This is a genomic window from Lysobacter rhizosphaerae (assembly GCF_054779795.1).
In genome coordinates this window covers 265,440-277,124 of sequence record NZ_BAAGXO010000007.1, presented here as the reverse complement: position 1 = coordinate 277,124, position 11,685 = coordinate 265,440, and the positions used below count along the sequence as shown (strand labels likewise).

Sequence of the window (11,685 nt, the reverse complement as noted above, 5' to 3'; positions counted from 1 at the left end):
GGTTTGATCCCGATGATCGATTTCCTGCGAGCCGAAAGCGACGACGAAATCGCTTCGACCTTCGACGTCATGCACCAGCTGCGACCTCACCTGCAGCGCGAGCAGTACGTCGCCATGGTGCGCGACATGCAGGCCAGCGACGGATTCCGGCTGCTGGCGCTCCGCGATGCCGGCCAGGTCCGCGCCGTCGCCGGCTATCGCATCATGAACATGCTTTATTGCGGGAAGCTGCTCTACGTCGACGACCTGGTCACGGACGAGCGCGCGCGTTCGCGTGGCCATGGCGCACGACTGCTGGCGCGGCTGAAGGACGAGGCTCGTGTGCTGGGCTGCAGCCAGCTCCAGCTGATCTCCCACGTGAAGCGGGAAGACGCGCATCGCTTCTATTTCCGCGAAGGCCTCGGCATCGAGTGCTTCCATTTCCGCGCGAACGTCACTGAAGCCTGACGTGCACCAAAAAAACAGGCCGCATTGCTGCGGCCTGTCGATGTTGCGAACGAGAGCCCGGGCCTACGCCGTGCGCAACGCCGTGGTCACCGGCATCCGCGCCGCACGCCACGCCGGCAGCAACCCGCCGAAGAAGCCGATGACCAGCGCGATGATCAAGCCGGTCATCACCAGCCCCGGCGTCACCTTGAACGCGAACACCACCTGGGTGAAGTTCTGTCCCAGCGTCGACACCGAGAAGTTGTTGAACAGCAGGTAGGCGATCACCGCCCCGAGCACGCCGCCGACCAGCGACAGCACCATCGACTCGATCATCACCGATGCGAGTACGGGCAGGCCGCCGAAGCCGATCGCGCGCAGCGTGGCGATTTCCTTGCCACGCGCGGCGACGGCCGCATACATGGTGTTGAGCGCGGCGAAGATCGCACCGAGTGCCATGACGAGGGTCACGAAGCCGGCGAGCACGCCGATCTGCTGGCGGAACTGCTTGGTCTGGGCGCTGTAGTAGTCCTGTTCGCGCTGCACGTCCACGCTCATGCGCGGATCAGCCTTGAGCGCATCCTTGAGCGTCTGGAACGCGTTGTCGCCATCGAGCTGCACCAGCAGCGAGCTGAAGCCACCCCGCCCGAACGTCGTCTGCGCGACCTCGGCATCGGCCCACAGCTCGCTGTCGTGCGAATCGCCGGACTCGAACACGCCCACCACTTTCCAGTCCGAGCCGCGCATGCGCAGGGTCTGGCCCAGCGCCGCGCCCTGGAACTGCCTGGTGACGCCGCGTCCGACGATCAGTTCGCGCAGGCCGGGCTTGAACGCGCGGCCTTCGACGATCTTCAGCTGCGGGCGCAGCGCGAAGGCTTCCGGCTGCACGCCGCGCACGGTGATGTTCGCGCCGTTGGTGGTGTCGCCCTTGCGCACCAGCTCGGCGATCACGATCACTTCCGACGAAGCCATCGGCAGGCCGTCCGCGCCCTTGCGAATGCCCGGCGCCTGCTTGATCAGCGTGGCCGTATCGCGGGACAGGCCGGAGTTCAGTTCGGTGTCCGAACCGCCGCGCAGGATGATCGCCGCGTCGTTGCGGCCGTTGGCCTTGAGCGTGCTTTCGAAGCCGACGGCCATGGCCAGCAGCGCCGTGAACACCGCGACCACGCCGGCCAGGCCGACGACGATGACCAGCGACGAGGCCCAGCGCTCCGGAATGCTCTTGAGGTTCAGGCCGGTTATGGCAGTGATTTGGCTCAACATGGGGTTGTCTCCTTAGCGGCCGGCCAGCGCATCGACGATCTTCAACCGCTGCGCACGCAACGCCGGCAGCAGGCCCACGGCAATACTCATCACCACGATCGCAAGCAGGCCCATGCCCCACACTGGTGGGCTCAGCGCGATGTTGAACTGGCCGCCGCTGGCGCGCTCCAGGAAGGCGCCGAGCAGCGTCGCCAGCCCCATGCCGATCACGCCGCCGATGAAGCACAGCGCTCCGGCTTCGGCGAGCACGAAGCCCAGCACCGTGCTGTCGCGGAACCCCAGGGTCTTGAGCACCGCCAGCTCCGGAATGCGTTCGCGCACGCTCTGAGCCATGGTGTTGCCCACCACCAGGAGCAGGGTGAAGAACACCGCGAACAGGATCCAGCGCACGATCATGCCGATATCGCCGATCTGCTTGGCAAAGCCGATGTTGAAATCCTTCTCGGTCATCGTCTTGGTTTCGTCCGGCGAGTTCTCGAACATCGCATCGACGGTCCGCGCGACCTGGCCCGCATCCGCGCCGGGCTTCAGCTTGAGCGCGTAGAAGTTGGTGCGCCCGTGGCTGAACTGATTGGCCTCGTCGAAATACTCGTGGTTGATGAAGACGGTGATCGTGCGCTTCTGGAAGTCCTGGTCCTTGCCGTCGTAGATGCCGACCAGGTCGAAGGCCCACGCCTTGCTGCCGTTGCTCTTCTGCGGATAGATGTTGGAGCTGATCGGGATCTTCTGGCCGATCTTCCAACCGTACTGGTTGGCGAGGTTGCGCCCTACGATCATGCCGGTGCGGGTCTGTTCAAAGGCCTTCCACTGCGCGTCGGGCATGATCCACTCGGGATACACCTCGTGCTGGCGCTGCGGGTCGACCGCGAACACGAACAGTGGGGTGTTCTCCTGCCATACGCCGCCGAACCACTGCGAATGCGTGGCGCGCTCGACGCCCGGCGTGCTCTCCAGCTTGGGCAGCATCGACAGCGGGATGGGTTGGGTGAACGACACGCGCGCCTGCGTGATCAGGCGGGTGGCGCCGAGGAAGTCGGGGCCGGCGTTGAAGATGTGGTTCAGCGACTGCAACAGGCCGAACAGCAGGAAGGCCACGATTATCGACAGCAGTGTCAGCGTCGTGCGCGTCTTCTTGCGGAACAGGTTGGCGAAAACGAATCCGGTCTTGGTCATGGACTGATCCTCCGGTGGCCGGCGCGCATCACGCGCCTACCTGTTCGGCGAGACGACCCTTGTCGAGGTGCAGGGTGCGGTTGGCGAAGCCGGCGGCGAGCGGGTCATGGGTGACCATGACGATCGTCTTGCCGTGTTCGCGGTTGAGTGCCTGCAGCAGCTTGAGGATCTCGTCCGCGGTGTTGCGATCGAGATCGCCGGTCGGTTCGTCGCAGACCAGCAGATGGGGGTCGGAGACGATCGCGCGGGCAATCGCGACGCGTTGCTCCTGGCCACCGGACAGCTCGCGCGGCTTGTGCTTGGCGCGATCGGCCAGGCCCACGACCTGCAGCGCGACCTGCACACTCTTCTTGCGCTGCGCCGCGGACAGCTTGGTGAGCAGCAGCGGCAGTTCGACATTGCCCTCGGCGGTAAGCACGGGCATCAGGTTGTAGAACTGGAATACGAAGCCGACGTTGTGGCTGCGCCAGTGTGCGAGCTGGCCGCCCTTGAGCTGGTCGATGCGCTGGCCGTCGACGCTGATCTCGCCCGAGGTGGGCGTGTCGAGGCCGCCGATCAGGTTCAGCAGGGTGGTCTTGCCGGAGCCCGATGGACCCATCAGGGCGACGAAGTCGCCGGGCGGTACGTCGATGCTGAGGCCATGCAGTACTTCCACCTTCTGCTTGCCGCGCTCGTACGACTTGGTGACGTTGCGGATCTGGATCATCGCGTCTCGGTTGCTCATGTCGTTCATCGCGGGGCCTCGCGGAAGGTTTTAGGGGAATGACGTCTTGGGGATATGCGGTTTGGGGCTATGCGGGTAAGGCGGGAAGAAACGGGGGAAATCAGTTCTTGTCGGTGGCAATGCGCACCGCGTCGCCATCCTTCAGCGTCGCCGGTGCCTCGGTGATCACCTGTTCGCCGGCGCTCACGCCGGCCAATACCTGGCGGTTGTCGCCGAGGTTGCCGCCCAGGCGCACGGCGCGGCGCTCGGCCTTGTCGCCGTGGACGACGAAGACGATGTCCTGTTCGCCGTCCTTGCGCAGCGCCGCGGCGGGCAGCTGCGTGCGCGGCGCCGCCTGCGCCACGGCTGCGACCTTCTTGTCTTCCTGCTCCAGGAACGAGACGCGCACGCCCATGTCCGGCACGATGCGCGGGTCCTTCGACTTCAGCGCGATACGCACCTTGACCGTGGCCTTGGCGCGGTCGGCGGTCGGGATGATCGCGATCACCTCGGCGGGGATGCGCCAGTCCGGATAGGCGTTGAGCACCGCTTCCACCGGCATCTTCGGCTGCACGCGACCGATGTAGGCCTCGCTGACGTCGACTTCGACTTCCAGCGAATCCATGTCGACGATGGTGCCGATGCCGGTGCGGGTGAAACCACCGCCCGCGGACAGCGGCGACACGATTTCGCCCGGCTGCGCCGCCTTGGCGATCACGACGCCCGCGAACGGCGCGCGCACGATGGTGTTGTCCACGCCCTGCGAAGCGATGCGCAGGCCGCTGCCGGCGACCTGGGAATTGCGCTGCGCGGTCTGCAGCTGCGCGCGCAGGGCGTCGCGGGCGGCGATGGCCTGGTCGTACTGCGCCTTCGACACCAGCTGCTGCTGCACCAGGCCGCTGAGGCGATCGGCATTGGCTTCGGCTTCATGCAGTTGCGCTTGCACCATGTTGATCTGGCTGCGCGAAGCGGAGAGCTGCGACGCGGCGAGGTCGCGCTGGGCATCGGCATCGATCGGATCGAGCGTGGCCATGACCTGGCCGGCTTCGACGCGCTGGCCTTCCTCGATCAGCACTTCGCGCACCTTGCCGGTGATCTTGGCGGACACCGTGGCCATGCGCCGGGCGACGACATAACCGGTGGCGTCGAGCACCGAGGCGCTGCCGCCGCCGCTGTCGAGCGCGGTCACCTGCGCGGTCTTCACTTCAATAGCGTCGTCGCGGCCGAAGATCATCCAGCCGACCACTGCGAGCACGAGCAGCGCGGCGGCGCTGCCCAGGCCGATCCACAGGCCGGTGCGCGACGGTGCAGGCGGCGGCGCGCTGCGGTCGATGCGGAGTTCCTTGAGCAAGTCGGAATTGTTCATCCGGACGGACCTTTATCCTTGGATCTGGGGCGGGCGCAAACGGGCGGCATGTCGGGAAGACGAACGGGCGAGGCCCGTTTCGACCGCCCGGTTTCAAGGCGGCGCCAGTGTGAACGCGTCGTCCGTCATGCGCCAACCTGCCGGAAGTAAGTTTCTCGCGCACGACAGAGCGCCGGTCCCTGGCGTGAGGGCCCAGTGTGGCGGGTCGGCGTGTCGCCGCCAAGCGTGGCGACGGGGGCGTGCACGGCGGATCCGCAAGCCGTGCACATCATCAGGCCATGATCAGCCCAGGCACCTAAATGCGTGGGATGCGCGCCTTCAGCATCGCGTACGCGGCGCGCAGTCCCTGCGCCTCGCCGCCCGTGGGCTTGCCGGGGCGGTCGCTGTCGTTCCACGCATAGACGTCGAGGTGCGCCCACTTCTGCTGCAGGGGCACGAAGCGTTCCAGGTAGAGCGCGGCGGTGATGCTGCCGGCCATCTTCGAGGGGCCACCGTTGGCGATGTCGGCGACGGTGCTGGTGAGGTAGCGCCAGTACGGACGCCACAGCGGCATGCGCCACAGCGGGTCGCGCAGCTGCGCACCGGCATCGAGCCAGGCGGCGGCGACGGCTTCGTCGTTCGAATACACGGCGGGCAGGTCGGGGCCGAGCGCGATGCGCGCGGCGCCGGTGAGGGTGGCGAAGTCGAGCAGCAGCTCCGGCTGCTGTTCGGCGGCGTAGGCGAGGGCATCGCACAGCACGACGCGGCCTTCGGCATCGGTGTTGTCGATCTCGACGTTGATGCCGGCGCGCGTCGCGACCACTTCGCCCGGACGAAACGCGTTGGGGCCAATGGCATTCTCGACCGCCGGCACCAGCAGGGTGATGCGCAGCGGCAGCTCGCGCGACATGATCAGCTCGGCCAGGGCGATCGCGTGCGCGGCGCCGCCCATGTCCTTCTTCATGTTGCGCATGCCGTCGGCAGGCTTGAGGTCGAGGCCGCCGGTGTCGAAGCACACACCCTTGCCGCAGATGGCGATATGCGGATGAGCGGCGTTGCCCCAGGTCAGCGAGATCAGGCGCGGCGCGCGGTGGGAGGCGCGGCCGACGGAGTGGATGGCCGGAAAATTCCTGGTCAGCAGGTCGTCGCCGCTGACTACGTCGATATGCGCGCCGAAGCGTTCGGCGATCTCGCAGCACACCTGCTCGAGCTGGTCCGGGCCCATGTGCTCGGTCGGCGTGTTGACCAGGTCGCGCACGCGCAGGCAGGCGGCCAGTTCGGCGAGCATGTCGTCGGCATCGCCCTCGATTTCCAGCGTCGCGGGTGCGCGCAGCGGCTGCTTGTAGCGGTTGAAGCGATAGCTGCCCAGGCCCCAGCCCAGTTGCAGGGCGGCGGTCTCGGCCGGGTCGAGGCGGTCGGCGAGGCGCCACGCACAGGCCGGCAGCGCGAACGGTGCGTGCCCGTAGGAGGCCGGATCGAGGCGGTCGCCCACGCCGATCACCGCGGCGGCGATGCTGCCGTCGGTATCGGGCACGACCAGCGCGGTATACGCGCTGCCATCGAAGCCCTGTGCATCGAGCCAGGTACCGACCGCGGCCGGTTGCGCTGAGCGCCATTCGGCGAAATCCGCGCGGGTGACCACATGCAACGGGACGGCGACGGCGGAATCACGGGTGAGGCCAGCGGGCAAGGTCATGCGGCGACTTCTTCCTGTTGATGCTGCGCATCCAGCCAGTCGGCCAGTGCGGCAAGGGAGGCGAATTGCAGGTCCGGGCGCACATCGTCGTGCGGCCAGGCGAGGTTCTCACGATTGAGCCAGCAGGTGCGCAGACCGGCGCGGTGGGCACCGACCACGTCCATGTCGATGTCGTCGCCCACGTGCAGCACCTGCGCGGGCGGCGCATCGAGGCGCGCGCAGGCGGCGTGGAAGATGCTGGCGACGGGCTTTGGCGCGCCGTGTTCGCGCGCGCCGAGCTGGAAGGCGAAGTGCACGTGCACGCCGATGCGCGACAGGTCGGCGTTGCCGTTGCTCAGCGCCGCCAGCGGTACCCGCGCGGCCAGGCGCTGCAGCGCGGCGAGCGTGTCGGGATAGAACTCGACGCGATTGCGTTCGGCGAAGAAGGCTTCGAAGGCGGCATCGACGTGCACCGGGTCGTCGCCGGCCAGCCGCATCGCGTGCTCCAGCGTCATCCGCCGCATCGCGCTGAAGTCGTGGACCAGGTGCGGGTGCTGCGCGTTGAGTTCGTCGCGCAGCTCGCGCATGCGCAGGATCGGGAACTGCGCGGCGGTGCGCGGGCAGTTCGCCACCAGCCAGTCGTGCAGCACCTGTTCGACCCGCGCCCCGATCGGCGCGAAGGGCCAGAGGGTGTCGTCGAGGTCGAGGGTGATGGCGCGGATCGGGAAGCTCACCTGCCTATTGTAGCGGCGGACGGCGGGTGCCCTGAATTGCGGGTTGCGCGGGTGTTCTGGCCACTACAGCCGGTTGTTTGCCGACATCAGCCGCCCGCGCGGCACGGGACGCGCGGCCGATTCATTCTTGTCATGGGCGGGGCGCATTCATTCAAGCAGCCGCGCCCACCCATCCATGCCCTGGGTGCGCTCCAGGACCAGTTTCACGCATACCAGCAGCGGTACCGCCAGCAACAGGCCGACGAGGCCCCAGAGTGCGCCGAACACCATCAGCCCGAGGATCAGTACCAGCGGCGACAGCCGCATGCGCCGGCCCAGCACGATCGGGGTGACGATCTGGCCTTCCAGCGTGTGCAGCAGCAGATAGATGCCGGAGGGCAGCAGCGCCGCGAGGCCATCGAATGCCGCGAGGCCGATCAGCAGCATGACCGTGATCCCGACGAGCGGGCCGACATAGGGCGCGTAGTTGAGCAGCGTGGCCATCGTGCCCCACAACAGTGCTTCGGGCAGCGGCAGGCCGAGGAAGTACAACGAAGCGGCGAGTGCCAACCCGACCACCGCGTTGATCACGCTGATGGTCAGCACGTAGCGCGACAGCTCGGCTTCGATCGACTGCAGCACCTCGACGGTGAACTTCTTCTGTTGCCGGCTCTGCAGCAGCGCGATCGCGTTGCGTTGCAGGCCCTCGCCATAGACCATGAAGAAGAACGTCAGCAGCACCACCGCGAGTACCGAGGCGAGCATGCGCGGCGTGGTGGTGAGGGCGCGATAGGGGTCGTTGACCTCGGTGCGCACCACCTGCACCGGCCTGGATTCGCCGCCGGCGGCGCGGGCGAAATTCTCCGCGGCCTTGTTCGCCTCCTGCATCGGCTTGACCATCTCGCGCAGCTTCGGCGCGAGCTCCTTGAGTTCACGCGGCGCCTGGCGCACCCATTCGCCCGCGGGCTCGATCAGCTGGTTGCCCAGCACGCCCGCCAGGAACAGGCCACCGGCCAGCACCAGCAGCGCGCCGAAGAAGCGCGGAATCCACAGCCGCTGCAGCACGCGGATGATCGGGTTGCCGATCAGGGCGAAGAACATCGCCAGCAGCACCGGCAGGATCAGGTCCTGCGCCGCCCACAGCACCGTGCCCACCGCGATGGTGGCGAGTACGAGCGCGGCCGCGGACGAGCGTGGACGCGAGGGGGAAGGATCGTTAACAGGATCGGTAACGGGATCGGATGCCGGGCCGGCGTCGCTCTTTGCTGCAGGTTTGATGACGGTTTCGGACAGGGGCACGGCTCAGGGCTCGGAAGGTGGGACATCTTGCGCAGCGGCAGCTTGCGACGGTGTGTGCGACGGCGGTGTCTGCGCCGCTGGCGCCTGCGCGGACTCCGGCGCCGTGGTTCCCGACGGCGTGCCCGCCTGCGGCGCGACCGCATCGGCGACGCCTTCGGCAGTGTCCGCCGCGTGTTCCGCCTCGGTCGCCGCGGCCTGCGCGCTGCCACCGGCGAACAGGCCGGACAGCATCGTCACCAGTTGCATGATCTGTCCGCTGCGCGCGGCGGCGCGCACGGGCGCGGCGCGGCCCACGACGAAGCCGCTGACCAGTCCCGCGATGATCACGCGCCCGGGCGTCCACCCTTCCTTCCACGTGACCTTCAACCGCTGCCACTCGGCGCCGACGCGGCGCTCGCGTGCCTCGAGTGCGGCTTCGGCCTGTTGCACCTTGGTGAGGAGTTGCTTGAAGCCCATGCGTGGCTCGAAGTGGAAGCGGGGCGGAACGGCGGTCGTGCGGCTGATCAGGGCGGCGTGACGTCGATGCCCAGTCCCTTCTTCACGGGCGTGCCATTGGTCGCGTCGGCCACGCGTTCGGCGGCGTGCCGGGTGGATTCGTCCGAATCCGCATCGGGCATGAAGCTGGCCAGTTCGCCGATCCCCAGGCGTGCCAGCTGCCGCCGTGTCGCCTGCATGCGCGTGTGCTCGAAGTAGTGCATCGCACGCCACATGCCCAGCGCCGTGATCACCAGGCTCGTCGCCGCGCACACGGCCAGCGACAGCGTCCACGACCAGCCCAGCCCGTCGTGCAACACCGCTGTGACGGTGGCCATCAGCAGCATCCAGGCGGAGGCGCCGAACGCGATCGCCACGCTGGTGAAAGCGAGGGCACGGCCCAAGGCGCTGCGTGCGAGCGACAGATCGGCGCTGACCAGCACGCGCAACGCCTTGGCGGCATCGTTGGCGGCCTTCAGTCCGGCCCGGCCGGCGTCACCGACCTGGCGCAGCGAATCGGCCAGGTCGGGCGCAGGCGGCTTGCCCGCACCAGGATTCGGAGTGGTGTCGTCGCTATGCGGTTCGTCCATCGCCTGCCCGCTGGCCGACATGGCCCTGTTCGCCGTGGAGAGTAGCCCGGGCGAGCGATGCCTGCGCAGGGATGTTCCCGACAACGTCCATGCGGCTGGCGCCCGGACTCGCCCGGGCTACATTCGAGGCTTACTTGTCGCCGCTGCGGGCGAGCTTGGCGATGATCCAGCCCGCGGCGAAGGCGACGCCGAACGAGGCCAGCGGCCGCTCGCGGATCAGGTCCGCCGCGCTGTCGATCAGGTCGCGGCCCTTGTCCATCAGCGCGTCCACCTGCTCGCGCGCCACGCCGCCGGCGTGTTCGGCGGCGGTGAGCCCGGCCAGCGCGCCGTCGGCCAGGTCGGCCTTGACGTTGGCCTTGCCCAGGCGCAACTCGTCGGCTGCCGCGCTGGCGGCGCTGCGCAGCGCATCACCCGTATCCGCGGCGGCCTGCTTGAGGTGGCCGCCGGCTTCGCCGAGATGGGACTTCATGCCATCGGTATTCGTGGGGGACATGCTCTTTCTCCTGGGGTGGCGAAGCGGACAAGCGCGGCATTACTACAGCATCTCGATATCGCCGCGCCCGCCGCCACGGATGACACGGAACACCAACCTTGCGGGTGACCGTGTGAAGCTGGCGCGGAAGCCGGGCAGGTCGTCGAAGTCGCCGCTGGTCGCGGCCACCACCACGTCGCCCTTCTGCAGGCCGTTACGGGCGGCGCGGCTGCCGCCGGTCACCGTCTCGACCAGCACGCCACCGGCGCCGGACTGGCGCAGCGAGGCCGGCAGTTCGGCGAAGGTCGCGCCGTCCAGGCGCGGATCGAGTTCGGCCCCGGCCAGCGCACGCGGCTGTTCGCGCAGGCTGGCGCTCAGCTGCAGCGGCTTGCCGTCGCGCACCACGTCCAGGGTCGCGCGGCTGCCGACCGACTGCAGGCCTTCGAAGTTGCGCAAGGCATTGCGGTCGTCGATGCGCTCGCCGTTGGCGCCGACGATCACGTCGCCCGGCTTCAAGCCCGCGGCCGCCGCGGCCGAACCGGAAAACACGCGCGTCACCGCGGCGCCGCGCGCTTCGTCCAGGCCCAGCCCCTTCGCGAGGCTCGGATCGACGTCCTGCGCTTCCAGGCCCAGCGTGCCGCGGCGCACCTCGCCGGTGGCGACCAGCTGGTTCATCACCCCGCGCGCGATGCTGGTGGGAATGGCGAAGCCCAGGCCGATGTTGCCGGCCATCGAACCGCGCGGATTGAAACTGGCGGTGTTGATGCCGACCAGCTCGCCGTTGAGGTTGACCAGTGCGCCGCCGGAATTGCCCGGATTGATCGAGGCGTCGGTCTGGATGAAGTTCTGGTAGCCCAGCCCGCGCAGGCCGCTGCGGCCCACCGCGGACACAATTCCCGAGGTGACGGTCTGGCCGATGCCGAACGGATTGCCGACCGCGACCACGAAGTCGCCGACCTTGAGCTGGCTGGAATCGGCCAGCGGCAAGGCACTGAGGTTGCTGGCCTTGATCCTCATCACCGCGACATCGGTGTCGGGATCGGAGCCGACGAATTCGGCCTTGAAGGTGCGCTCGTCGGACAGCGTCACTGAGACCTCGTCCGCGCCTTCGATGACGTGGTGGTTGGTGAGGATCAGCCCGCGCGCCGCATCGACGATCACGCCCGAACCCAGCGACTCGTTGATCCGCTCCTGGGTGAGCTGCGGAAACATGCGGCGGAACACCGGATCGTTGGCGAACGGCCCCACGCCCACCTGCACGCGCTGCTTGGTGTGCACGCTGACCACCGCGGGCGTGACCCGGGCCAGCATCGGTGCGAGCGAGGGCACAGGCGTGGTGCCGACCGCGGCCGGCAACGCGGCAACGGTGGGCACGGCGGCAGCGGGGAGCGGCGCGGCCTCGGCCGGCGCCTCGAACGCATCGCGCAGCGCGGTTGCGGCGAAGCCGCCGAACGCGGCGGCGGCTGTGAGGGCGAGCAGGGTCTTGGTGGAGGTCTTCATTGCAAGCATGGCGCCGTGAACCGAAGGGGTTCAGTTTCGGCGGAAATCGTGC

At 68.2% G+C, this 11,685-nt stretch carries 12 protein-coding genes; 1 reads left to right on the top strand and 11 read right to left on the bottom strand.

The window, feature by feature from the left end:
• Positions 1-12: 12 nt before the first annotated feature.
• A complete protein-coding gene (locus tag ACYVGE_RS10430; RefSeq protein ID WP_460729628.1) occupies positions 13-447 on the top strand; it encodes a GNAT family N-acetyltransferase in 435 nt (144 codons plus the stop codon).
• A 63-nt stretch (positions 448-510) separates the two neighbouring features.
• Here ACYVGE_RS10430 and ACYVGE_RS10425 read toward each other — a convergent pair whose 3' ends face one another.
• The 11 genes from ACYVGE_RS10425 to ACYVGE_RS10375 form a co-directional block, all read right to left on the bottom strand.
• Positions 511-1,689 carry an ABC transporter permease gene (locus ACYVGE_RS10425; RefSeq protein WP_460729626.1) on the bottom strand — a complete coding sequence of 393 codons (1,179 nt, stop codon included), beginning with the start codon at positions 1,687-1,689 and terminating at the stop codon, positions 511-513.
• 12 nt (positions 1,690-1,701) lie between these two features.
• Positions 1,702-2,862, bottom strand: a complete 1,161-nt coding sequence (locus ACYVGE_RS10420) for an ABC transporter permease (RefSeq protein ID WP_460729624.1) — start codon at positions 2,860-2,862, stop codon at positions 1,702-1,704.
• A gap of 28 nt (positions 2,863-2,890) precedes the next feature.
• Positions 2,891-3,586 (bottom strand): ABC transporter ATP-binding protein, encoded by a 696-nt coding sequence (locus ACYVGE_RS10415; protein WP_460729623.1) that lies wholly within the window; start codon positions 3,584-3,586, stop codon positions 2,891-2,893.
• 100 nt (positions 3,587-3,686) lie between these two features.
• Entirely contained in the window at positions 3,687-4,931 is a 1,245-nt protein-coding gene (locus tag ACYVGE_RS10410) for an efflux RND transporter periplasmic adaptor subunit (RefSeq protein WP_460729620.1), read from the bottom strand.
• A 295-nt stretch (positions 4,932-5,226) separates the two neighbouring features.
• The gene (locus ACYVGE_RS10405) at positions 5,227-6,606 is read right to left on the bottom strand and encodes a leucyl aminopeptidase family protein (protein ID WP_460729619.1); all 1,380 of its coding nucleotides are present in this window, start codon (positions 6,604-6,606) and stop codon (positions 5,227-5,229) included.
• Positions 6,603-7,319: an HAD family hydrolase gene (locus ACYVGE_RS10400; protein WP_460729617.1), complete on the bottom strand. Its 717-nt coding sequence runs from the start codon at positions 7,317-7,319 to the stop codon at positions 6,603-6,605. The genes ACYVGE_RS10405 and ACYVGE_RS10400 overlap by 4 nt, the downstream gene beginning before the upstream one ends.
• Positions 7,320-7,466: 147 nt before the next feature.
• Entirely contained in the window at positions 7,467-8,591 is a 1,125-nt protein-coding gene (locus ACYVGE_RS10395; protein WP_460730559.1) for an AI-2E family transporter, read from the bottom strand.
• Between the two features lie 9 nt (positions 8,592-8,600).
• Positions 8,601-9,053: a hypothetical protein gene (locus ACYVGE_RS10390; protein ID WP_460729615.1), complete on the bottom strand. Its 453-nt coding sequence runs from the start codon at positions 9,051-9,053 to the stop codon at positions 8,601-8,603.
• A 47-nt stretch (positions 9,054-9,100) separates the two neighbouring features.
• Complete coding sequence (locus tag ACYVGE_RS10385; protein WP_460729613.1) at positions 9,101-9,682, bottom strand: phage holin family protein; 582 nt, start codon at positions 9,680-9,682, stop codon at positions 9,101-9,103.
• Positions 9,683-9,791: 109 nt separating this feature from the next.
• Positions 9,792-10,154 (bottom strand): hypothetical protein, encoded by a 363-nt coding sequence (locus ACYVGE_RS10380; RefSeq protein ID WP_457096373.1) that lies wholly within the window; start codon positions 10,152-10,154, stop codon positions 9,792-9,794.
• 42 nt (positions 10,155-10,196) lie between these two features.
• Positions 10,197-11,633 carry a Do family serine endopeptidase gene (locus ACYVGE_RS10375; RefSeq protein ID WP_460729611.1) on the bottom strand — a complete coding sequence of 479 codons (1,437 nt, stop codon included), beginning with the start codon at positions 11,631-11,633 and terminating at the stop codon, positions 10,197-10,199.
• Positions 11,634-11,685 lie beyond the last annotated feature (52 nt).

Coding starts and splice junctions, on each gene's coding strand:
- ACYVGE_RS10430 (WP_460729628.1), top strand. CDS start 13: ATGATCGATTTCCTGCGAGCCGAAAGCGACGACGAAATCGCTTCGACC.
- ACYVGE_RS10425 (WP_460729626.1), bottom strand. CDS start 1,689: ATGTTGAGCCAAATCACTGCCATAACCGGCCTGAACCTCAAGAGCATT.
- ACYVGE_RS10420 (WP_460729624.1), bottom strand. CDS start 2,862: ATGACCAAGACCGGATTCGTTTTCGCCAACCTGTTCCGCAAGAAGACG.
- ACYVGE_RS10415 (WP_460729623.1), bottom strand. CDS start 3,586: ATGAGCAACCGAGACGCGATGATCCAGATCCGCAACGTCACCAAGTCG.
- ACYVGE_RS10410 (WP_460729620.1), bottom strand. CDS start 4,931: ATGAACAATTCCGACTTGCTCAAGGAACTCCGCATCGACCGCAGCGCG.
- ACYVGE_RS10405 (WP_460729619.1), bottom strand. CDS start 6,606: ATGACCTTGCCCGCTGGCCTCACCCGTGATTCCGCCGTCGCCGTCCCG.
- ACYVGE_RS10390 (WP_460729615.1), bottom strand. CDS start 9,053: ATGGGCTTCAAGCAACTCCTCACCAAGGTGCAACAGGCCGAAGCCGCA.
- ACYVGE_RS10385 (WP_460729613.1), bottom strand. CDS start 9,682: ATGTCGGCCAGCGGGCAGGCGATGGACGAACCGCATAGCGACGACACC.
- ACYVGE_RS10380 (WP_457096373.1), bottom strand. CDS start 10,154: ATGTCCCCCACGAATACCGATGGCATGAAGTCCCATCTCGGCGAAGCC.
- ACYVGE_RS10375 (WP_460729611.1), bottom strand. CDS start 11,633: ATGAAGACCTCCACCAAGACCCTGCTCGCCCTCACAGCCGCCGCCGCG.